This is a genomic window from Paracoccaceae bacterium (assembly GCA_019454225.1).
Classification (GTDB): Bacteria; Pseudomonadota; Alphaproteobacteria; order Rhodobacterales; family Rhodobacteraceae.
In genome coordinates this window covers 751,900-774,262 of sequence record CP075370.1, presented here as the reverse complement: position 1 = coordinate 774,262, position 22,363 = coordinate 751,900, and the positions used below count along the sequence as shown (strand labels likewise).

The window sequence follows — 22,363 nt, the reverse complement described above, 5'->3', positions numbered from 1 at the left end:
TTGACGGGGCGGGTTGACGGGGCGGGTTGACGGGGCGAATGGGCGCCTATCTCTGGTGTTCCGGACGGCGGGGGGGGTCTACATGCAGCCCAGGGCATTGGTGACAGGCGCGGCACAGCGGCTGGGGCGGGCAATGGCACTGCACCTGGCGGGGCGCGGGTTCGACGTGGCGGTGCATTATGCCGGTTCGGCGGATGCGGCGGCAGATGCGGTGGCAGACATCGTGGCGACGGGGCGCCGTGCGGTGGCGTTGCAGGCCGACCTTCTGGACGAGGCGCAGGCCGATGCCCTGGTGCCCCGGGCGGCGGCCGCCCTGGGTGGTCCGTTGACCTGCCTCGTCAACAATGCCTCGATCTTCGAGCATGATACGCTGGCCAGCGCCACGCCGGAAAGCTGGCACCGGCACATCGGGTCGAACCTGCGCGCACCCTTCCTTTTGACCCAGGCCTTCGCCGCACAGGCGCCCGACGCGGACATCGACGAACAGGGCGAGCCGGTGGCCACCGGCCTGGTGATCAACATGGTTGACCAGCGGGTTCTGAAACCGACCCCGGAATTCATGACCTACACCATCGCCAAGATGGGCCTCTGGGCCTTTACCCGCACGGCCGCGCAGGCCCTTGCGCCGCGCATCCGCGTGAATGCCATTGGCCCCGGCCCCACCCTCCGGGGTGCGCGTCAGTCGGCCGGACATTTCGCCCGGCAGCGCGCCGCGACCGTGCTGGAACGCGGCGCGGACCCGGGCGACATCTGCGCGGCGCTGCAGTATTTCCTTGATGCGAAGGCGGTGACCGGACAGCTCCTGTGTGTCGATGGCGGGCAGCATCTGGCCTGGGCGACGCCCGATGTCCTTGGGGTTGAATGACCCCGCGTCAGTTGCGCTGCGCGAGTTGTCCACTTTTCGCATCTCGGTCACGCGGCCGTTACAAGACCGTTGATTTTCATGGATTTTCGGCTCCGCGCAAAAATCTTTTGTTTCTTTTCAGATGCTTGATAAATCGCTTAAAAAATGAGCAAGTCAGCGAAGCGGGCCGAATACAAGGGAAATCCGGACACGCGAAAAGGTTTCCAACATATTTATCCACAGGTTCCGTGGACAGCTTCGCGCTTGCGTCCGCGCACGGATCATTGCAGCGAAGACGGGAATCGATGACTCGGGCACGGAGGTTTGCAGATGAACGGCGACACCACGCCTGACCCGGCGGCAGGGCAGCAGACGGGTCTGACGGGGCACGCGCTGATCCAGTCGTATCTGCGGTCGCTGGACGGCTCGCCCGGGGTCTATCGCATGCTGAACGCAGCCTCCGAAGTTCTGTACGTCGGCAAGGCGCGGAACCTGAAGGCGCGTGTGTCGAACTATGCGCGGCCCTCGGGCCATTCCGGACGCATCGCGCGGATGATCCGCGAAACCGCCGGCATGATGTTCCTGACCACACGCAGCGAGACCGAGGCGCTGCTGCTGGAACAGAACCTGATCAAGCAGCTCAAGCCGCGCTACAACGTGCTGCTGCGCGACGACAAGTCTTTCCCGAACATCCTGATCGGCGGCGAACACCCGTTCCCGCAGATCAAGAAACACCGCGGCAAGCGGTCGGAAAAGGGCCACTACTTCGGCCCCTTCGCCAGCGCCGGCGCGGTGAACCGCACGCTGAACCAGTTGCAGAAGGTGTTCCTGCTGCGCAACTGCTCGGACGCGATGTTCGCCAGCCGCACACGCCCCTGCCTTCTGCACCAGATCAAGCGGTGCGCCGCCCCCTGCACCGGCCGGATCGACGAGGCGGGATATGCGGCGCTTGTCGCGGACGCCCGCCGGTTTCTGGAGGGCAAGACCACCTCGGTGCAGGCCGATCTGGCCAGAGAGATGGCCGAGGCCAGCGAGTCGATGGAATTCGAACGCGCCGCCGCGCTGCGCGACCGCATCCGCGCGCTGACCCAGGTGCAGCAGACGCAGGGCATCAACCCGCGCGGCGTGGCAGAGGCCGACGTGGTGGCCCTGCATCTGGAGGGCGGACAGGCCTGCGTTCAGGTGTTCTTCATCCGCGCGAACCAGAGCTGGGGGAACCGCGATTTCTATCCCCGCACCGGGGCCGGGGCCGAGGAGCCCGAGATCCTGCAGGCGTTCCTGGCGCAGTTCTACGACGACAAGGAACCACCCCGCCTGATCCTGCTGTCGCACGGGGTCGAGGACCCTGACCTGATGGGCGAAATCCTGTCCGACCGTGCCGGGCGCCGCGTCGAGATTGCCGTGCCGCAGCGGGGCGAAAAGGCCGAACTGGTGGAAAACGCCGCCCGCAACGCCCGCGAAAGCCTGGCGCGCAAGATGGCCGAAAGCGCCACGCAGAACACGCTGCTGGCCGGCCTTGCCGAGGCCTTCGACCTTGACGCCCCGCCACGCCGGATCGAGGTCTACGACAACAGCCACATCCAGGGATCGGATGCCGTGGGCGGCATGATCGTGGCCGAGACCGAGGGGTTCCTGAAATCGCAGTACCGAAAGTTCAACATCAAGGGTGCGGCGGGCAAGGCGGGCGACGATTTCGGCATGATGCGAGAGGTGCTGACGCGCCGCTTCGAACGCCTGCTGAAGGAGGATCCCGAGCGCAAGTCCGACGCCTGGCCCGACCTTCTGCTGATCGACGGCGGCGCGGGCCAGATCTCCGCCACCGCCGAGATCATGGCCGAGCTCGGGGTGGATGACATCGCCTTTGTCGGCGTCGCCAAGGGCATCGACCGCGATGCGGGCAAGGAAGAGTTCCACCGCCCGGGCGAGCCGCCCTTTGCCCTGCGGATGAACGACCCCGTCCTCTACTTCATCCAGCGCCTGCGGGACGAGGCGCACCGCTGGGCCATCGGTGCGCATCGCGCCAAGCGCGCGAAGGCGGTCAGCGCCACACCGCTGGACGACATCCCGGGGGTCGGGGCCGCACGCAAGAAGGCCCTGCTGGCCCATTTCGGCAGCGCCAAGGCGGTGTCGCGGGCGGGGCCGTCCGATCTGATCGCGGTGGAGGGGATCAGCGAATCCCTTGCCCGCACCATCCACGACTTCTTTCACACCCGCGGCTAGCGCGGCCGAGGGGCAACCCTACGCCCTTGGTCCTATTGCGTCGGCCCCGAAAGCCGGGGAACGCTGCGACGATCCGCACAACCAGCGCGCGCCAGGCATCCTGTCGATGCCGCCCGGCAGATGCGCGCGGAAGCCGCGGCCGCAGGGCACACCGGACAGGGAGGCATGGATGCTCGACACGACCGTTCAAGACGAGGTGACAACGCTGCTCGCCGAATTCGGCAAGACGCTCGAGGCAGGCGACATCGACCGTGCGCTGACCTTCTTCCAGGATGATTGCTACTGGCGCGATCTCGTCACCTTCACCTGGAACATCCATACGGCCGAAGGAAAGACGGGCATCGCCGAAATGCTGCGGGCGACGCTGGCGACCACCGCGCCGACCGGCTGGCGGGTGGCCGAGGGCGAGACGGCAACGGCGGATGGCGGGTTGACCACCGCCTGGATCGCGTTCGAGACAGCGGTGGCGCGCGGCTACGGGCTGATCCGGCTGAAGGACGGGCTGATCTGGACGCTGCTGACCACGATGGTCGAGCTCAAGGGCCATGAAGAGCCGAAGGGCTTTGCCCGCCCGCTGGGGGCCAAGCATGGCGCGGACAAGCACCGCCCGACCTGGAAGGAGGAACGCGAAGCCGAGGCACGCGAGCTGGGCTATACCCGGCAGCCCTATGTTGTGATCGTGGGCGGCGGCCAGGGGGCCATCGGCCTGGGCGCGCGGTTGCGGCAACTGGGGGTGCCGACGATCATCGTCGAGAAGAACGACCGTCCCGGCGACAGCTGGCGCAACCGCTACAAGTCGCTCTGCCTGCATGACCCGGTCTGGTACGATCACCTGCCCTATATCAAGTTCCCCGAGAACTGGCCGGTCTTCAGCCCCAAGGACAAGATCGGCGACTGGCTGGAGATGTACACGCGGGTCATGGAGTTGAACTACTGGACCCGCACCACCTGCAAGTCCGCGAAATACGACGAGACCACAGGGGAATGGACGGTGGTCGTTGACCGCGACGGCACCGAGGTTGTCTTGCGCCCGAAACAGCTGGTTCTGGCCACCGGCATGTCGGGCAAGGCCAACATGCCGACCTATCCGGGGATGCCGACGTTCAGGGGCGACCAGCACCATTCGTCAAGGCATCCCGGGCCCGATGCCTACAGGGGCAAGAAGGCGGTGGTGATCGGGTCGAACAACTCGGCCCACGACATCTGCGCGGCGCTTTGGGAAAACGACGTGGACGTGACGATGGTGCAGCGGTCGTCCACCCATATCGTGCGCTCGGACACGCTGATGGATATCGGGCTGGGCGCGCTCTATTCCGAGAAGGCCGTCCAGTCGGGCATGACCACCGAGAAGGCAGACCTGATCTTTGCCAGCCTGCCCTACCGGATCTTGCACGAGTTCCAGATCCCGCTCTACGAGAAGATGAAAGAGGTCGATGCAGACTTCTATGCGGGACTGGAGAAGGCCGGCTTCTGGCTGGACTGGGGCGCCGACGGTTCGGGCCTGTTCATGAAGTACCTGCGCCGGGGTTCAGGCTATTACATCGACATCGGGGCAAGCCAGCTGATCATCGACGGCAAGATCAAGCTGGCCCATGGCAACGTGCGGGAAATCGTGCCCGACGGCGTGGTGCTGGAGGACGGCACGCATCTGGCCGCCGATCTGATCGTCTATGCCACCGGCTACGGGTCGATGAACGGCTGGGCCGCCGACCTGATCGGGCAGGATGTGGCCGACAGGGTCGGCAAGTGCTGGGGCCTGGGGTCCGACACGCCCAAGGACCCGGGGCCCTGGGTCGGCGAGCAGCGCAACATGTGGAAGCCGACGCAGGTCGAGGCGCTGTGGTTCCACGGCGGGAACCTGCACCAGTCGCGCCACTATTCGCAATTCCTGTCGCTGCAACTCAAGGCCCGGATGGAGGGCATTCCGACGCCGGTGTTCGGCCTGCCGCCGACCCATCACAAGGGCTGAACCGCCCCCCGCACCATCCCGGCAGCACCGCCTGCCGGGGTGGCATCGGACACCACCGTCACCAAGACCGCGGCATAGAACACCGCCGTCGCCGCCAGCACGAAGACATGCCAGACCGTGTTGTGGAAGGGCAGCCGATCCCAGAGATAGAAGGCGACCCCGGCGGTGTAGATCAGTCCGCCCGCCACCATCAGCGTGACGGCGGCGGGCGGCAGGGCCGCCATCAGGTCGCCCCCCGCCACCACGCCGACCCAGCCCATCGCAAGGTAGAGGCCGATCGCCGTCCAGCGGAACCGCCGGGGCGACACGAGCTTCAGCGCGACCCCGGCCAGCGCCGCCGCCCAGACCCCCGCCAGCACCGTGGCCCCCTGCCCCGAGATCAGCGCAAAGGTGGTATAAGTTCCTGCAATCTTGAGATAAATCGCCGAGTGATCGAGGCGTTGCAGCAACCAGGCCCAGTCTGGCCGTGGGATCATGTTGTAGAGCGCCGAACACAGGATCATCAGGGCAAGCGTCGCGCCGTAGACCGCGGCGCCCAGCAGCGCGGGCGCATCGCCCCGCAGCATCGCCGTCAGGACGATCAGCACGGGCACAGCCCCCGCCACCAGCGCCAGCCCCGCCACATGCACCGCCGCGTCCGACATGTATTCGGCGCGGGCATGGGCGGAACGGGGTGCGGGGGGTTGGGTCATGCGGCCACGTTAGCGGCGGTTTCCGGCAGGGCAATGACACCCGCGGGGCGGGACGTTGCGGCAGCGTCACAATTCCGTGCTGTGGTCGCCACGATGACCGGAGGGACTGCGATGGACGAGACGACAGGCGGCGGGGACTGGAGCGACTGGCTGGCGGCCGAGCTGGCCGACCTGCTGGACGAGGACCACGAGATCGAACTGGAAGATGCGACGCTGTCGCGCGAGATCTCCAGGCTTTACAAGGACAGCCATCCCGATGCGATGGACCGCCGCAGCTATCTGGCGAACCTGATCCGGCTTCAGTCCGAGCTGATCAAGCTGCAGGACTGGGTGGTGCATCACCGCAAGAAGATCGTGATCATCTTCGAGGGCCGTGACAGCGCCGGAAAAGGTGGCGTGATCAAGCGGATAACGCAGCGGCTGAACCCCCGGGTGGTGCGCACGGTGGCCCTGCCCGCGCCATCCGACCGCGAGCGCACGCAGTGGTATTTCCAGCGCTATGTCCCGCATCTGCCGGCCGGCGGCGAGATCGTGCTGTTCGACCGGTCCTGGTATAACCGGGCCGGTGTGGAGCGGGTGATGGGATTTGCCGACGAGACGCAGGTGGAACAGTTCTTCCGCGACGCGCCCGAGTTCGAGCGGATGCTGGTGCGTTCTGGCGTAACCCTTGTAAAGTATTGGTTTTCCATCACCGACGCGGAACAGCAGATGCGGTTCCTGATGCGCATCCACGATCCGATGAAGCAGTGGAAGCTGTCGCCCATGGACCTGCAGAGCCGCGTCCGGTGGGAGGGCTATACCAAGGCGAAGGAAGAGATGTTCGCCCGCACCAACATCCCCGAGGCGCCCTGGTACATCGTCGAGGGCAACGACAAGAAGCGCGCGCGGCTGAACTGCATCGACCATTTCCTGGGGCTGATCCCCTATGCCCCGGTGCCGCATGACGAGATCACCCTGCCTGACCGGGTGTTCAACCCCGACTATGAACGGGCCGTCCTGCCGCCGGAACTTTACGTTCCGTCGAAGTACTGACCGCACCGCGCAGCCTGGGCAACCCCCGGAATCGGCGGGAATTTTCCTGCCATCCGGCGTCTGGCACGCGTCTGGCACGCGTCTGGCATCTGTCTGGCACCCGCCTGACAGCTGCCGGGTGCGCGGCGGGGGTGGCGGGCGTCACCCTGGCGCCGCCGATGGCGCGGTCTGACACCAGACCTTTCCTTCGCCGGACCCGGTGCGGGGAGCGGCCGCGACCCGTGCTGCCACCCGGATGCCTTTCGCCGGCCGACCGGAGAAGGAATCATTTACAAAACCGGAATTGTGGTTATTTTGACGCCATGACCACAACCAGCCCCAACGCCCGCGCGCTTGCCGCCCTTGGCCACGATGCCCGCCTGTCGATCTTTCGCCTGCTCGTCAGGGCCGGGGACGAGGGGCTGCGGGTCGGCGATATCGGCGATCATCTGGGCCTCGCGCCGTCGACGCTCGCCCATCATCTGTCGGCGCTGGTGGATGCGGGGCTTGTGGTGCAGGCCAAGCAGGGCCGCGAGGTGTTCAACCGGGTCGACTTTCCCGTGATGCGCGGCCTTGTCGGGTTCCTGACCGCCGAATGCTGCGCCGGTGTCGCCCTGCGGCCGTCGGAGGATGCCGCATGACAAGACCGCCGCTTTTTTCTTGCCCTGAAACAACCGCAATTCCGGAGATTTGGTGATGACTGTCACAACCCTTCCGACACCCGGCCTTCGGTCCGCGCTGCGCCATCTGTGGCAGGACCAGCGCGTCTGGCTGGTCTCGGTGCTGATCCTTGCGGCGCTGGCGGTGTTCGATGCGCCCCAGGCCGTCGACTCGGCACTCTTCGCGGGCCGGGCGCTGCTTGGCACGGCGCCGTTCCTGATCCTGTCCATCGCCATCGCGGCCTGGGCCAATGCAACCGGCGCCGACAACCTGATCGCCAAGGCGTTCACCGGCGCACCGCTGCTGATGATCGGGCTGGGGGCGCTGGCGGGCGGCATCTCGCCCTTCTGTTCCTGCGGGGTGATCCCGCTGATCGCCGCGCTGCTGGCGATGGGTGTGCCGCTGTCGGCGGTGATGGCGTTCTGGCTGGCATCGCCGATCATGGACCCGTCGATGTTCGTGCTGACGGCGGGTGTTCTGGACCTTGAGTTCGCGGTGGCCAAGACGCTTGCCGCCATCGGGCTGGGCCTGTTCGGCGGCACGGTGGTGCACCTGATGATGAAGGGCGGGGCCTTCGCCGATCCGCTGCGCGAGGGGATCGGCAATGGCGGTTGCGGGGGCGCCAGGATCCGGGCGCCCAAGCCCGTCATCTGGCGATTCTGGACCGACGCGGACCGCCGCGCCAAGTTCGGCAGGACGGCGCTGACCACGACCCTGTTCCTGGCCAAATGGCTGGTGCTGGCCTTCATTCTGGAAAGCCTGATGCTGGCCTGGATCCCGGCGGAGACCGTGACCGCCGCGCTCGGCGGCGAGGGGCTGCTGCCGATCGTGACGGCGACGCTGGTCGGGGTGCCGGCCTACCTGAACGGGTATGCGGCGCTGCCGCTGGTCGGCGGGCTGATCGATCAGGGCATGGCGCCGGGCGCCGGCATGGCCTTTCTTGTCGCCGGTGGCGTCACCTCGATCCCGGCGGCGATGGCGGTCTGGGCGCTGGCGCGGCCGCAGGTCTTTGCCCTCTACATCGGCCTGTCGCTGACCGGGGCCTTCGCGTCGGGGCTGTTGTTCCAGCTCTGGAGCATGGCATGAGGCTGCTGACGGTCACCGTCATGCCCCCGCTGACCGGGCCTCTGCTCGTCCCGGCGGGGATCGCGACGCCGCATGGATGCGTCGGCGGGCTGGACAACACTCATCGCGGCGCTGACGCCCCTCGGCACGGCAGCCTGAACGATCCCCGGCAGTCCCCCGCTCCGAACCGCACATCGCCCTGGCGGGGCCGCTGCGGGCCGACATCGCAGCGCCGCGACTGCGCAAGCGGTCAGAGCGGCGGCGCGTCGGTGGCCATGTCGCTGGCGGAGACCGACGAGCGGAAGATGTAGCGCCCGATCATGACGGGAGGTTCCGCGAGAGGCAGCGCCGCCAGTGCCGCGTCAAGCCCGGCACCGCCGGCATTGCCGATGATGTCTGCCATCACAAACCAGTCGCTGCCCCGGACCGGAGAGGCGGCGACCGGCGGGTATTCGGCCACCGGGCGCGACAGGACCGGGTCGCTGGCATAGAGCCCGACGGCGACCACCGAAGGATCGTTTTCGCGCAGTTCCGTGGCGCTGCGTGAGAATGCGGAGACCAGCGCATCCTCCTGCCCCTCGGCGGGGCGCAGGGCGGCGAGGATGGTCGACGAGCCGATGCCTTCGCCGACCTGCGCGCGACGCAGGGCGATGTTGCGCTGCGGATCGACGAAGACCGGCAGCATGCGGCGCGACCAGTCGGACTGGTTGGCCAGCCGCTCCTTGTAGGGCGCACTGGAAAAGACCGAGATGTCGGCGGTCTCGTACAGCGCCAGATAGGGCCACAGCGCGCCTTCCGCGGCGGCGTGGCGGCGCGCGGTGATGAAGCCGGGCACCGTTACCCGGTCGGGCAGGTGTTCGCGGTCATACCAGAGGTTGAACTCGTCCTCGAACTCGGGGCGGACGCCCGCCAGAATGAAAAGCATGGCGCGGGGATTGGTCACTGACGCATCTCCTCTCGGGGTGGTGGGCTGTATGTCAGGCAGTATCCGGCCCGGTCCGGACCGGACTTTTCGCGGCGGGGATGCCCGGCGTTCTGGCTTTTCCCGGCGTCGTGGCATACAGGTCGGACGGCAGGCAGGACGCACAGGAGCAGGGCATGACGGGACTTCCCGACGATCCGATGGAGGGGCAGGATATCGCCGGGCTGGCGCAGGCCATCCGCAGCGGCCGGACGACGGCAGAACGGGTCACCCGGGCCTATCTGGACCGCATCGCGCGGCTTGATCCGGCATTGGGGGCCTATGAGCATGTGGCCGGGGATCAGGCGATGGCGACCGCCCGCGCCGTCGACGCGGCGATTGCCGCCGGGCGCGATCCCGGGCCGCTGGGCGGGGTGCCGGTTGCGGTGAAGGATCTGCTGGCGGTCGACGGCATGCCGACGACCGGCGGTTCGCTGGTCGATGTGACCGGTCTTTGCGGTGCCGAGGGCCCGTTTGTCCGCAGGCTGCGGGCCACGGGCGCGGTTATACTCGGCAAGGCGCGCACCGTGGAGTTCGCATTCGGCGCCACCGGTATCAATCTGGTACAGGGCACGCCCTGGAACCCCGCCGACGCGGCGGTGCACCGCATTCCGGGCGGGTCGAGCAGCGGCCCCGCCGTTGCGGTCGCGGCCGGGCTGGCGGCCTTTGCGATCGGATCGGATACCGGCGGATCGGTGCGCAACCCGGCGGCGCTGTGCGGTATCTTCGGGCTGAAGACCACGCATGGCCTGTGGCCGCTCGACGGCGTCGTGCCGCTGGCACCCAGCTTCGACTCGATCGGGTTGCTGACCCGCACGGCAGGGGATGCCGGGGCGGTGTTCGTGGCGTTGCAGGGCGCCGGACTGCCCGCCACGCGCGATGTATCGACCCTGCGGCTGGCGCGTCCGACCGGATATGCCGGGCCGATCGATGCCGAGGTCTCCGATGCCTTCGAGACCGCAGTCGCGCGGCTGATGCAGCACGGCGTCACGATCACCGAGGTTGCGGTGCCCGAGGCGGCCGAGCGCGAGACGATCTTTCCGCTGACCTTTGCCGTCGAACTCATGGAGCGTTTTGGCCTGGCACGGTTCGAGGCGGAACGCGACCGGCTGGACCCGGTGGTCGCCACCCGGCTGGCCCGCGCCATCGGGGCCGACATGCAGGCCTATCACGCCGGGCTTGCCCGGCATAAGGCGCTTGTGGGGATCATGCAGGATCGGATGGCCGGGCTGGACGGCTGGGTCCTGCCCACGACCATGATCACCGCGCCGAAGGTCGAGGATTTCACCGATCCGGAACGTGGCCTGCAACTGACCATGGGCATCACGCGCAACACCCAGCCCGCCAACCTGTTCGGGCAATGCGCGGTATCGCTGCCCCTGCCGGGGACGAAACTGCCCGTGGGCCTGCAGATCGTCGCCGCCCCGGGCCGCGACGCGGACCTGATGGCGATGGCCTGTGCGGTCGAGCGGGTGATCGGGCGCCCGCCGCTGCCCGATGTTCGCGCCTTCGCGCGGTAGGTCCGCGCAACGGGCGGTGCCGCGCAGGCCGGTCACGGCGCGGCATCCCCCGCAGGCAGGTCGATCCAGCGTCTTTCGCGGGCACTGAGGTAGCAGGCGTCGATCAGTTGCAGCGCTTTCGCCCCTTCGGCCAGCGTCGCGGAAAAGGGTGCGCCCTCGGCAACGTGGCGCAGGAACATCTCCCACCCCGCGCGATAGCCGTTCCGGACCGGTTCGACATCGGGCAGACGTTGCCAGTGGTCGCGCAGGTCGGTGCTGTGGCGGGTGCGGTCCTCGATGTGCCAGGTGGTCAGCGGTGTTGCGGCGGCAGGCTGAATCCAGCAGTCGTGCACCCCGACGACGGCAGATCCGGCCGAGCCATCCACCTGGATCTGCAGCGTGTCGTCCAGCCGCACCCGGGTTGCCCAGGAGTTCGAGATCTGCATGAAGGCGCCGCCGTCCAGTTCGACCGTGGCCAGAACCTGGTCTTCCACGTCAACGTCGTAGGGCTGGCCGTTCTCGTCGCGGCGGCGGGGAGTGCGCGTGGCCATCACGCAGGACACCGCGCGCATCCGGCCGATCAGCGTGTCCGTCAGATAGCGCCAGTGCGTGAACATATCCAGCACGATGCCGCCGCCTTCGGCGCGCTTGTAGTTCCAGCTTGACCGCTGCGTGCGCTGAATGTCGCCGTCGAACACCCAGAAGCCGAAATCGAGCCTGGCCGCGTGGATACGACCGAAGAACCCCGACTGCCGCAACGCGGCCAGCTTGCGCATCCCGGGCAGGAACAGCTTGTCCTGCACGACGCCGTGGCGCAGGCCCGCACGGTCCGCCTGCCGGGCAACGTCCAGTGCCTGCCCCGCCGAGGATGCGACCGGCTTTTCCGTGTAGACATGCTTGCCCGCACGAAGCGCCTGCATCAGGCGGTCATGCCGTCCGCCGGTCGCAGAGGCGTCAAAGTAGATTTGGCTGTCAGGGTCGGCGAGAGCGGCGGCGCGATCCGTCGTCCAGCGCAGACCGCCATGCGCGGCGGAAAGGGCGCGCAGTTTTCCCGCGTCGCGGCCCAGCAGCACCGGCACCGGTACCAGCGCGGTGCCATCGGCAAGACGCAGGCCACCGTCGCGGGCGATGGCCAGGACCGAGGCGACCAGATGCTGCTGCGTCCCCAGGCGACCCGTCACGCCATCAAGGATCACACCGATGGTCCGCGTGGCCATGCGCACACCCCTTCTGCCCCCGCCCGCTTCCGGGGCGGGGCTGTGTTGAACCGTGCCCGCCGCGGGCGACCGATCAGAACGTCGCCAGGCCCGGCACCTCGACGCGGATGCGGTAGAGCGATTTGGACGCGGTGATGAACAGCGACTTCAGGTCGTCCTCGCCCCAGCAGAAGTTGGCGGTGTTCTCGGGCACGAGGATCACGCCCAGCCGTTCTGCCTGGGGGCTGAACACATGGATGCCGCCCGGTCCGACACAATAGACATTGCCCTGCGTGTCGATCTTCATCCCGTCGGGGGTGCGCTCGCCCTCGACACCGCCGAGTTCGGCCCAGATGTCGCCGCCGCTGATCCGGTCGCCCTCGACCTTGAAGCTGCGGATATGCCGGCGCGGTGTGTCGTTGATGTAGAGCGTCTTTTCGTCGAGCGAGAAGCAGAGCCCGTTGGGTTGCGCGAAGTCGTCCACCAGCAGGATCAGTTCGCCATCCCTGGTCAGGTGGTACACGCCCTGGAACGCCAGTTCCTTTTCGCGCGGGATGCCGAAATAGGGTCGGCGGCCGAAATCCGGATCGGAAAAGAAGATGCCGCCATCGCTGCGCACGACGATGTCGTTGGGGCTGTTCAGTTCCTTGCCCTGCCAGTGCGAGGCCAGAGTGACGATGGTGCCGTCCGGTTCGGTGCGCGTGACCCTGCTGGACGCATGCTCGCAGGTGACGAGCCGGCCCTGGCGGTCATAGGTATTGCCGTTCGACATGTAGCAGGGCTTGCGGAATGTCGTGATGCCTTCGGCAGCGGTCCACTTGCGCATGTGGTCGCCCGGCATGTCGCTGAAGATCACGTGCTTTTCGTGGGGATGCCAGACCGGGCCCTCGGTAAAGTCGAACCCGGTGCCAAGCTGTTCCATCACCGCATCCTTGCTGACGATGGAGGTGAAGCGGGGGTCGCGGACGTCGATGCTCATGCTGTGTTCCTCGATGTTCAGGTTCGGGGCGTCATGCTGCGGCCCGGCGGGTGCCGGGCTTGCGCAGCAGCGAGAAGAAGCGCGAAAGATCCGCCTGGTCCTCGATGCCGACGATGATGTCCAGCAGGTCCGATGCATCCCCGGCCGACAGGCGACCGGCAGCGCAGTGGTGGAACTTGCCCCGGAGATCCTCGATGGTCGCGGGATTCCCGCGGGTTCCCTTTGCCGCATCGGCACGGGCGGTCAGGCGGCGACCGTCGGTCATGTCAAGCGTGACGATGCTGGTCTGCCGGGTGATCGCGGGATTGGCGACGATCTGCATCTGGTCCGCCATGAAGCGGACCATGGCGGCGTCACCCACGGCCGCCGGCGACAGCGAGGTCAGCCAGAAACTGCGGTCGCGCAGCGCCGAGGCGACGGCGAAGTGGAAGGACAGCAGCGCCTCGAACGTGCCTTTCGGCTGCACGAAGCGCGCGTGCGCCTCGTGCACATCGGGCGAAACCTCCATCGTCACCCTTGCGATCGCGCCGAAATCCGGCTGGGCCGACCTGACCAGATCGAAGGCCGCTGTCAGCGTGGGTTGCAGGGGTGTGCCGCCCGGCCAGATGCGCAGGGCGATTTCTTCGAACTCCCAGTCATGGCCGAGGTTCCGGGTGATTGCCCCGGGGTGTCCGCCATCGGAATAGGCGTTCAGGATCCCGCCGTCCTTGTGCGTCAGGATGTCGGCCGACGCGGTGAAACCCGTCTGCGCCAGAAGGCCCGCCATCAGGCCGGACCCCGCGCCGCGCGACTGGTGGAATTTCACCGTCGGGGTGCCCCAGGAAGCCCAGGTTCCGGCCGACTGGCTGCCGGCGAGGCCCATCGCGTTGCGCATCTGGAGCGGTGTCAGCCCCAGCAGGCGCCCCACGGCGGCGGCCGCGCCGAAGGGGCCGACGATGCCCGGCATGTGCCAGCCGCGCGGGCCCGCGACGGCATAGTTGATACCCGCCGCCACGCGAACCGCCACCTCGGACCCGACCGCGATGGCCGCCAGCAGCGCCTGGCCGCTGGCCCCGTCGCGTTCCGCGAGCGCCAGTGCCGGGGGAACGATTTCGGGGGTTATGTGCACATGCGCGGGCACATAGGTATCGCAGACCGTTGCGGCCGTGATCTGATAGGCGTTCAGAAGCGATGCGCCGAGCGGCGACAGGCGTTCCCCGCTGCCGATGACCGTGCTGCTGCCGGTGCCGCCCGCAGCGCGGGCAAAGCCCGCATAGACGGCGGTTTCGTCGCCGAAATCGGCCGCAAGCGCGCAGGCGACGCTGTCGAGCAGCAGGTTGCGCGCGGCGTCGCGGGCCGAGGCGGGCAGGTCGGCGGGGGCGAAACCGGCGGCAAAGTGGGCGAGTATCTCGGTCGATGTCTGCTCCACGGTCATCTCCTTCAGGCGCTCTTCGGTGCGGCAAGCACGGCGCAAAGTTCGGCCATGTCGGGCAGGTTCTCGATGTCGATCAGCATCGCGATGGCGCGTTCGGTGTTGTCATGGCTCAGCAGTCCCGTGGCAGAGCGGCGGAACTTGTCGACGATCTCGGCCCGGGTCAGCCGGTCGGCGGCGTCGCCACGCGGATGGTCGCGCCGGTCGGTCAGGGACCTGCCGTCCCTGGTGCGGATGGTCACGGCAGCGCCCGTGCCCTTGACCGTCTCGTCGATGCCGACGCGGACCCGGGCGCGGATGAAGGCGTCAAGATCGGGATCGGTGATCCGTTCCGGGCGGAACTGTTCGAACCAGCAGGCACGATCATGCAGCACGACGCCCACCACATAGGGGGTGGACAGCAGCGCCCTGAACTTGTTGTCCCAGGGCAGGGTGCCGTGCATGTCATGGACGGTCTTGGACAGGCCGACCTCGACCTGATCGACCTGATCGGGGGTCAGGTCATGCGCCTCGATGAGTGCGAACATCGCGGTGATCACCGACTGGATCGAGCTTGCCGCAGGCCAGAGGCGCAGCGAGATCGTGTCGAGCATCCAGGTTTCACCCAGCCCCGCGACGGCGGCGGCCGGGTTCCCGCCATCCGAGTAGAGGTGGAACAACCCGCCATGGGCCGCCGTCAGCACCTCTGGTCCGGCCTTGAATCCGGTTTGCGCCAGCAGCGCCGCCATCAGGCCGGACAGGGCACCGCGCGACTGGTGGAACTTGATGGTCGGCGTGCCCCAATGGGCGAATGTTCCGGCCGATTGCGTGCCGGCCAGCGACAGCGCGTTCTGCATCCGCGCGGCGTCGAGGCCCATCAGGCGACCGACCGCCGCCGCGCCCCCGAAAGGTCCGATCACGCCCGGCGAATGCCAGCCGTTCGCCCGCATGGCCGGATAGTTCATGCCGGTGCCCACGCGCACCACGGACTCGAGCCCGGCGGTCACCGCCACCAGGAAATCGCGGCCGCTGCAATGATGCGCCTCGGCGTAGGCAAGGGCGGGGGGGATGACCTCGGGCGTGACGTGACAGAGCGTCGGGCGATGGATGTCGCAGACGGTCACCGCGGTGACCTGATAGCCGTTCACCAGTGTCGCCCCCGCGAGCGAGTTCGCCGGGCCCGCGATCACCGTGGAGGTGGCGGGGCCGCCCACGGCAGAGGCCAGCGTCTCGATCTGCCCGGTTTCGTCGCCCAGCCGCCCGGCGATCGCACTCGCGACCGTGTCGAGGATGATGTCGGTCACCTGTTCGCGAACGATCGGCGGGATGCCTTCGCGGGTCATTCCCGCGAAGAACGCCGCAAGATCCTTGGTTGGCTGCGCTGTCACTGGACGAAGGCTCCTCTCAGGTTTGGCTGCGCTGGTCGGCGAGGCTGGATATCTGCCCGCTTGCCGCCGCCCAGAAGGTTTCCCCCTTGAAGCGGATGTGGTGATCCAGCAGCTCCACGGCGGAATTGACCTTGTCGTCCTCAAGCAGCCGCAGAAGGTTCTCGTGCTCGCTGAAGGAGTGTTTCATGTGCTCGGGGTTGGACCCCAGGCGGTTGCGCACCGTGGCGATCTTGGTGGCGAAGGATTGCGTCGCCTCCAGCAGATGCGGATTGTCGGCCAGCGCGAAGAGCTGGTGATGGAACTCGCCGTCAAGCTGGCAGTATGCAAGCCCGTCGCCGCGTTCCATGGCCGCCTGCATCGACTTGACGATGCGCCGCCACTTGCGCAGCAGCATCTTTCGGTTGCGTTCGATCGACAGCCGGAAGGCCGCGCATTCGAGGATCGAGCGGGTCTCGCTCAACTGGTTGAACTGTGCGCGGGTGATGGTGAACACATAGGTTCCCTGCTGCGGTTCGGTCCGCACCAGACCCTCGAGCCCGAGGAAGGCAAATGCCTCGCGCACCGGGGTCCGGCTGACGCCGTAGCGCGCGGCCACCATCGATTCCGACAGCGCATCGCCCAGTTGAAGATGGCCATCGACGATCTCGGTGCGCAGACGCATCGTCACTTCCTCGGAAAGCGACTTCGGTCGCTGAAAACCCATCATTTGACACCTCACATGACGTTGCCTGACTGTATGCAAGCTACAGGAAAGCCGTCGTTTGGCGCAAAGGCTAATCAGCGGGGCGCGCCGACGATCCGGCGCGGGCGCGCGGGATGTCGGCAGGGTGGTCAAGACGGAAACCGCGTCAGATTCATGCCGGGGCGTGTCTCGATCTCGGCCAGCCAGGCGGCCAGCCTGGGCCGACCGGCACGCCAGCCGTCATCGGGAAATCGGAAGTCGAGGTATGCCAGGCCACAGGCCAGGGTGATCGTGTCGATGGCAACGACATGCCCGAACTCACCAATCGTCTGCTCGAACCGATCCAGCACGCGGTGGACCGTCTGCTTCTGGCGTTCCATCCATTCAAGGCGGTCCGGAACGGGCGACTTGAGCGTTTCCATGCGCCGCGTCACCGACGCGTCAAGCAGGCCGTTGGCCTGGACATGGCGCTGCAGGACGGTCAGACCGTAGACACCGCCAAGCGGCACGAGCGGCGGCAGGTTTCCCAGCGTGTCAAGATAGATGCAGATCGCCAGGCTGTCGCAGTGAACGCTGCCGTCATCGGCCACGAGCGTGGGAACCTTGCTGAGCGGGTTGGCGCCAACGAGTTCCGGAGCGCGGTCATGCGGGTTCAGAAGGACGCGCTCGATACGGTCATCGAGGCCACGCTCGATGGCGGCGAACCTGACCTTGCGCGCGAATGGCGACGCCTCAGACATGTAGAGCCGCATGCGACCTCCGACAGATTTCATGTTGTTGACAGCGGGAAGACTTGATCACTAGTATGCCAGTATGTCAAACAATTAGTGGGTTTGCACCATGCTCCGGCAGTCTGCGCGATGATCGGGGTCAAGCTTCCGCGCCCTGTTCCATTGTCCGGGGCAGCACCGACACCGCGAAGCCCGGGCAGCACAGCTGCAGCCATCGCGATGCTCATGCGGACAGATGACCGCACCGCACGGCGCCCCGGCGCGAGATGCCGCTGCGCGTCGGCCCCGTGCCGCCCCATGGCAGGGTGGCACCGCGGATGACCAGGGAAGGCGGAGAGCGGAACGTGAACGACGGTGGCAGTCTGGCGTCGTTTCGCAGCAGAGGTTTCCTGTTTTACTGGCTGGCCCTGTTGTTTGCCGGTTTTTCTGTTCAGATACAGACTGTTGCGATTGGCTGGCAGATCTATGACATGACGCGCGACCCGCTGAACCTGGGTTTTGTGGGCCTGTCGCAGTTCTTGCCCGCGCTGCTTCTGGTGCTGGTCACCGGGGCGGTGTCCGACCGCTTTTCGCGCCGCACCATCCTTGCCGTCTGCCTGTTCGCGGAATGCGCCTGTGCGCTCGGCCTGCTGCTTTTCACCGTCAGCGGGACGCGCGACCTTTGGCCGGTCTTCATGATCCTTGTCGCGCTTGGCACGGCGCGCGCCTTCTACAATCCGGCCCGGCAGTCGATCGTGCCCAACCTCGTGCCGGACCAGCATGTCCCCAACGCCATCACGCTGAGCGTGACCGCCGGACAGTTCGCCACCATCGCCGGCCCCGTTGCGGGCGGGCTGCTGTACGCGATCCGGCCGGAACTGGCATACGGGTTGGCCATGGCCCTGCTGTTTGCGGCGGGCGGGCTGGTCCTGCTCATCCACCTGCCGCGGCGCATCGGCACCGCAGGATATCCCACCTGGGAAACGCTGAGCGCGGGATTCCGTTATATCTGGACCGAGAAGGTGGTGCTGGGCGCCATCACGCTTGACCTGTTTGCGGTGCTTCTGGGCGGTGCCGTCGCGCTTCTGCCGGTCTACGCGCTCGACGTGCTGGATGTCGGGCCGACCGGCCTTGGCCTGCTCAAGGCGGGGCCCGCCATCGGCGCGATAGCGGTCGGATTCTATCTGATGGCGAACCCGATCCGCGATCACGCCGGGCTGATCATGTTCGCGGCCGTCGCAGGGTTCGGCACCTTCACGGCGATCTTCGCCCTGTCCGAAACCGTCTGGATCTCGGTTCTGGCACTGGTGCTGATGGGCGGCTGTGACATGGTCAGCGTGTTCGTCCGCAACACGCTGGTGCAGGTCTGGACGCCGGACACGCTGCGCGGACGTGTCAACGCGGTCAATCAGGTCTTTGTGGGGGCGTCGAATGAACTCGGTGCGTTCCGGGCCGGCACTTCGGCCGCGCTGATCGGCGCGGTGCCCGCCGTGCTGGTGGGCGGCATAGGCACCGTCGCGGTCGCGGGCCTGTGGCTGCACTGGTTTCCGGGATTGCGCCGCACGCGGCATCTGGGACCCCCATCCTTGCGTTGACGGCGGGCGGCCCTCGGTGCCGCCACCTGACAGGCGTGGCATCAGCCCGGCACGGGCAGCCGCGCACGCGGGTCGTGCAGGGCCAGCCGGGCCAGCAGGTAATCGACCTCGGCCCGGGCCTTTGCGGAAAGCGCCGAGCCAGGCATGCGCTGGGTGTCATGGCGGATCGCGCCACGCCGCCACAGCACGTATTTCCGGGCGGCAAGGCCGACGCCCGGCTGCTGCTCATAGCGCAGCAGCGGCAGGTGTGCGTCGAACAGGTCATGCGCCGCGTCGCGGTTCCCGGCCTGCGCCAGACGGACCAGATCGGCCAGCATGTCGGGGAAGGCATAGCCGGTCATCGCACCATCGGCGCCGCGATCCATCTCGAAATCCAGGAACACGCCGCCGTTGCCGCACAGGATCGAAACCGGCTTCAGTTCGCCCCGTGCCTGCATGTCACGAAGGGCGCTGATCTTTTCGAGGCCCGGCCAGTCTTCGTGCTTCAGCATCACGCAACTGTCGTGATCGGTCAGGATTCGCCGGATCACGGCGTTCGACATCTGGACATTGGTCGCCAGCGGGTGATCCTGCACGCAGACCGGCACATCTTCGCCAATCGCCCTGACGGCCTGGGCGTAATAGCCGACGATCTGGTCATCCATCCGCAGCGTGTTCGGCGGCGCGATCATCACCCCTGCCGCGCCCAGATCCATCGACTCGCGCGCGATGCGACGCATCGCGGCAAAACCCGGGGCCGACGCGCCCACCACGACGGGAATGCCGCGCGCGCGGGCGACGACCCTGCGGACGACGGTCAGCGATTCCTCGGGTTCAAGCTTTTGCGCCTCGCCCAGTATGCCAAGGATCGTCAGCCCGGTGGCGCCGCACGCCAGGTAGAAATCCGTCAGGCTGTCGAGCGAGTCGAGATCAAGCCCGCCGTCGGGCGTGAACGGCGTGGCGGCGATGACATAGACGCCACGGGCCGTGTGATCGAGTTTCATGCCTCAGTTCCCCGAACGGGTCTTGGCGGCGGTATAGCGCGCCCTGGTCGCATCGTTCATCGGATAGAGGCCCGGCAGGGGCACGCCGTTCTCGACCTCGGTCATGATCCAGGCCTCCATCGCCTCCTGCTCGGGCGCCTCGGCCAACACCTGATCCAGATAGGCCTGCGGGATCAGCACGGCGCCGTCGGCATCAACCACGACGATGTCATCCGGAAACACGGCGACGCCGCCGCAGCCAATCGGCTCCTGCCACCCGACGAAGGTAAGGCCGGCGACGGAAGGGGGGGCTGCGACACCGTCGCACCACACCGGCAGGCCAGTTCCCAGAACCCCTGCCAGATCGCGCATCACGCCATCGGTCACCAAGCCGGCCACGCCACGCTTGACCATGCGGGCGCAAAGGATGTCGCCGAAGATCCCGGCATCCGTCACACCCATCGCATCGGCCACCGCGATGCAACCCTCGGGCATCGCCTCGATCGCGGCGCGGGTCGAGATCGGCGACGCCCATGACGCAGGCGTGGCCAGGTCTTCGCGCGCAGGAACGAAACGCAAGGTGAAGGCGGGGCCGACGATGCGGGGCTGCCCCGGAGCAATCGGCCGGGTGCCACGCATCCAGACGTTGCGCAGGCCCTTCTTCAGCAAGATCGTGGTCAGCGTGGCGGTCGAAACCTGGCTGAGAATTTCTTTGGCCTCTTGCGTCAGTGCCATGGTCGGTCCTTCGTCCTTGTTGGTACCGGCCGCGCGGGGCCGGCCGGTGTGCGGGATCAGATGCTGGGGATCAACCCGCCATCAATGCGGATGACGCTGCCCGTGATATAGGAGGCGCGTTCGCTGGCAAGGAAAGCCACCACATCGCCGTATTCCTGGGGGTTCCCATAGCGGCCGACGGGGATCGCAGCGGTGCTTTCGCGCGAGACATCCTCGACCGTGCGGCCTTCGCGCTTTGCCTTCTGCTCGTCAAGAAAGCTGATGCGCGGCGTCGCGATGCGGCCGGGCAGCACGATGTTGGCCGTGATGCCGTCGCCGCCCACCTCTTTCGCGAGCGTCTTGGACCAGCCGACCAGCGACAGCCGCAGGGCATTCGACAGCCCGAGGTTCGGGATCGGGGCAACGACGCCCGACGATGTGGAGGTGATGATCCGGCCCCACTTCCGCGCCCGCATCCCGGGCAGCACGCGGTCGGTGATCGCGATGACGGAAAGCACCATCGCCTCGAAATGCCTTGACCACAGGGTCGGATCCTGCCCCGCAACAGGCGTGGGCGGCGGGCCGCCGGTGTTGTTGACCAAGACGTCGACGGGCCCCAGTTCTGCCTCGACCCGCGCGACATGGCCGTCGATTGACGCGAGGTCCGCGAGATCCCAGGTCATTGCGATGGCCTGACCACCCCTGGCCGCAATGGCGGCCACCGTCCGCGCCGCCGCCGCGCCGTCCAGATCCGCCACGGCGACCTTTGCACCCTCGGCAGCCAGCGTCGCGGCAATCGCGCCGCCAAGGCCGCCCCCGGCCCCCAGGACAAGAGCGGTGCGGTTGTTCAATCCAAGATCCACGGCGTGTTCCCATGTGTTGCCGTTTCAGATTTATGCCCTGCTAAACATCAAGAAAACTGTCTTCTTGTTTATTCACGAGTGACATATGCTTTGGTATGGACACCCGATTCCTGGAAACGTTCGTCGCCGTAGTCGATCATGGCTCGCTCGCCGAAGCGGCACGACGGCTGAACATCACATCGGCCGCGGTGGCCCAGCGGCTTCGCGCGCTCGAGGCAGAGATCGGAACAGCGCTGATCGCGCGCTCGGGTCGGGTGGTTCGTCCCACGGCGGCGGGAATGGCAATCCTCGAACGCGCGCGCGGCTTTCTGGGAGAGGTGCGCGATATCAAGTCGATTGCCACCGACAACCGCATTGCAGGAGAGCTGCGGATCGGGGCGATCGGCACGGCATTAACCGGTGTGATGCCCGAGATACTGAAGCGGCTGCTCGACAGCTATCCGGATCTGGATTTCTACCTGGAACCGGCCACCTCGGCCGACCTCTACGGCAGGGTTGCCGATGGAACCCTGGACGCGGCGGTGATGGTGAAGCCGCAGTTCAGCCTGCCGAAGGCGCTTTCGGTCAAGACGTTGCGCAGCGAGGAGCTGATCGTGCTTGCGCCGCAGGCCTTCGCAGGGCAGGACCCTTTCACGCTGCTGCGCACACAACCTTTCATCCGCTATGACCGGAAGAACTGGGGCGGGCGGCTGGCCAATGATTTCCTGCGCAGTCACGGCATCGAACCGAACGAACGGTTTGAGCTGGATGCCCTTGACGCCATCGCGGTGATGGTGGGCCTGGGCCTTGGCGTCTCGCTGGTTCCGGACTGGAGCCAGCCATGGCCCGTGACCGCGCCGCTTGTGAAGATGCCGCTGGGCGACGCGAGGTTCACGCGCGACATTGTTCTGGTTTGGCTGACGCGCACGCCCCGGGCGCGGCTTCTGGATGTGCTGATCCGGGCGTCGCTGCCCTGACCGGACG

20 protein-coding genes are annotated in these 22,363 nt (G+C 67.1%); 9 read left to right on the top strand and 11 right to left on the bottom strand.

Annotated elements, in window-relative coordinates:
• Window positions 1–82 precede the first annotated feature (82 nt).
• The 3 genes from KF887_03685 to KF887_03675 all read left to right on the top strand — a co-directional run bounded on the left by KF887_03685 (window position 83) and on the right by KF887_03675 (window position 5,033).
• Window positions 83–865 carry an SDR family oxidoreductase gene (locus tag KF887_03685; GenBank protein ID QYK42243.1) on the top strand — a complete coding sequence of 261 codons (783 nt, stop codon included), beginning with the start codon at window positions 83–85 and terminating at the stop codon, window positions 863–865.
• A gap of 309 nt (window positions 866–1,174) precedes the next feature.
• Window positions 1,175–3,064 (top strand): excinuclease ABC subunit UvrC, encoded by a 1,890-nt coding sequence (gene uvrC / locus KF887_03680; GenBank protein ID QYK42242.1) that lies wholly within the window; start codon window positions 1,175–1,177, stop codon window positions 3,062–3,064.
• Window positions 3,065–3,233: 169 nt separating this feature from the next.
• Window positions 3,234–5,033 carry an NAD(P)/FAD-dependent oxidoreductase gene (locus tag KF887_03675; GenBank protein ID QYK42241.1) on the top strand — a complete coding sequence of 600 codons (1,800 nt, stop codon included), beginning with the start codon at window positions 3,234–3,236 and terminating at the stop codon, window positions 5,031–5,033.
• On the opposite strand, the gene KF887_03670 is transcribed toward KF887_03675, so the two are convergent.
• Window positions 5,021–5,725 carry a hemolysin III family protein gene (locus KF887_03670; protein QYK42240.1) on the bottom strand — a complete coding sequence of 235 codons (705 nt, stop codon included), beginning with the start codon at window positions 5,723–5,725 and terminating at the stop codon, window positions 5,021–5,023. The two genes, KF887_03675 and KF887_03670, sit on opposite strands and share 13 nt — an antisense overlap.
• A gap of 111 nt (window positions 5,726–5,836) precedes the next feature.
• Here KF887_03670 and ppk2 point away from each other — a divergent pair, with 111 nt between their 5' ends.
• The 3 genes from ppk2 to KF887_03655 all read left to right on the top strand — a co-directional run bounded on the left by ppk2 (window position 5,837) and on the right by KF887_03655 (window position 8,482).
• Window positions 5,837–6,757, top strand: a complete 921-nt coding sequence (gene ppk2 / locus KF887_03665; protein ID QYK42239.1) for a polyphosphate kinase 2 — start codon at window positions 5,837–5,839, stop codon at window positions 6,755–6,757.
• A 302-nt stretch (window positions 6,758–7,059) separates the two neighbouring features.
• Window positions 7,060–7,377, top strand: coding sequence for a winged helix-turn-helix transcriptional regulator (locus KF887_03660; protein QYK42238.1), 318 nt, complete (start codon window positions 7,060–7,062; stop codon window positions 7,375–7,377).
• Window positions 7,378–7,432: 55 nt separating this feature from the next.
• Complete coding sequence (locus KF887_03655; GenBank protein QYK42237.1) at window positions 7,433–8,482, top strand: permease; 1,050 nt, start codon at window positions 7,433–7,435, stop codon at window positions 8,480–8,482.
• 229 nt (window positions 8,483–8,711) lie between these two features.
• On the opposite strand, the gene KF887_03650 is transcribed toward KF887_03655, so the two are convergent.
• Entirely contained in the window at window positions 8,712–9,404 is a 693-nt protein-coding gene (locus KF887_03650; protein QYK42236.1) for a hypothetical protein, read from the bottom strand.
• A gap of 155 nt (window positions 9,405–9,559) precedes the next feature.
• Between KF887_03650 and KF887_03645 the strand changes: the two genes are divergently transcribed.
• Window positions 9,560–10,942 (top strand): amidase, encoded by a 1,383-nt coding sequence (locus KF887_03645; GenBank protein QYK42235.1) that lies wholly within the window; start codon window positions 9,560–9,562, stop codon window positions 10,940–10,942.
• 32 nt (window positions 10,943–10,974) lie between these two features.
• Here the strand turns inward: KF887_03645 and KF887_03640 are convergent, their stop codons facing one another.
• From KF887_03640 to KF887_03615, 6 genes are all read right to left on the bottom strand, one after another.
• Window positions 10,975–12,138 (bottom strand): Gfo/Idh/MocA family oxidoreductase, encoded by a 1,164-nt coding sequence (locus KF887_03640; GenBank protein QYK42234.1) that lies wholly within the window; start codon window positions 12,136–12,138, stop codon window positions 10,975–10,977.
• 73 nt (window positions 12,139–12,211) lie between these two features.
• Complete coding sequence (locus KF887_03635) at window positions 12,212–13,096, bottom strand: SMP-30/gluconolactonase/LRE family protein (protein QYK42233.1); 885 nt, start codon at window positions 13,094–13,096, stop codon at window positions 12,212–12,214.
• A 31-nt stretch (window positions 13,097–13,127) separates the two neighbouring features.
• A complete protein-coding gene (locus tag KF887_03630; protein ID QYK42232.1) occupies window positions 13,128–14,504 on the bottom strand; it encodes an MmgE/PrpD family protein in 1,377 nt (458 codons plus the stop codon).
• Between the two features lie 11 nt (window positions 14,505–14,515).
• On the bottom strand, window positions 14,516–15,874 hold the full coding sequence (locus KF887_03625; GenBank protein ID QYK42231.1) for an MmgE/PrpD family protein: 1,359 nt from the start codon (window positions 15,872–15,874) through the stop codon (window positions 14,516–14,518).
• Between the two features lie 16 nt (window positions 15,875–15,890).
• The gene (locus KF887_03620) at window positions 15,891–16,535 is read right to left on the bottom strand and encodes a GntR family transcriptional regulator (protein QYK42230.1); all 645 of its coding nucleotides are present in this window, start codon (window positions 16,533–16,535) and stop codon (window positions 15,891–15,893) included.
• Window positions 16,536–16,705: 170 nt separating this feature from the next.
• Window positions 16,706–17,308: a glutathione S-transferase N-terminal domain-containing protein gene (locus KF887_03615; GenBank protein QYK42229.1), complete on the bottom strand. Its 603-nt coding sequence runs from the start codon at window positions 17,306–17,308 to the stop codon at window positions 16,706–16,708.
• Between the two features lie 296 nt (window positions 17,309–17,604).
• Between KF887_03615 and KF887_03610 the strand changes: the two genes are divergently transcribed.
• On the top strand, window positions 17,605–18,861 hold the full coding sequence (locus KF887_03610; protein ID QYK42228.1) for an MFS transporter: 1,257 nt from the start codon (window positions 17,605–17,607) through the stop codon (window positions 18,859–18,861).
• Window positions 18,862–18,902: 41 nt separating this feature from the next.
• Here the strand turns inward: KF887_03610 and KF887_03605 are convergent, their stop codons facing one another.
• Genes KF887_03605 through KF887_03595 form a run of 3 tightly spaced genes read right to left on the bottom strand, consistent with a single transcriptional unit; the run spans window position 18,903 to window position 21,400 of the window.
• Window positions 18,903–19,844, bottom strand: a complete 942-nt coding sequence (locus KF887_03605; protein QYK42227.1) for a dihydrodipicolinate synthase family protein — start codon at window positions 19,842–19,844, stop codon at window positions 18,903–18,905.
• Between the two features lie 3 nt (window positions 19,845–19,847).
• Entirely contained in the window at window positions 19,848–20,558 is a 711-nt protein-coding gene (locus tag KF887_03600) for a ribonuclease activity regulator RraA (protein ID QYK42226.1), read from the bottom strand.
• A gap of 56 nt (window positions 20,559–20,614) precedes the next feature.
• Window positions 20,615–21,400, bottom strand: coding sequence for an SDR family oxidoreductase (locus tag KF887_03595; GenBank protein ID QYK42225.1), 786 nt, complete (start codon window positions 21,398–21,400; stop codon window positions 20,615–20,617).
• 95 nt (window positions 21,401–21,495) lie between these two features.
• Between KF887_03595 and KF887_03590 the strand changes: the two genes are divergently transcribed.
• A complete protein-coding gene (locus KF887_03590; protein ID QYK42224.1) occupies window positions 21,496–22,356 on the top strand; it encodes a LysR family transcriptional regulator in 861 nt (286 codons plus the stop codon).
• Window positions 22,357–22,363: the final 7 nt, after the last annotated feature.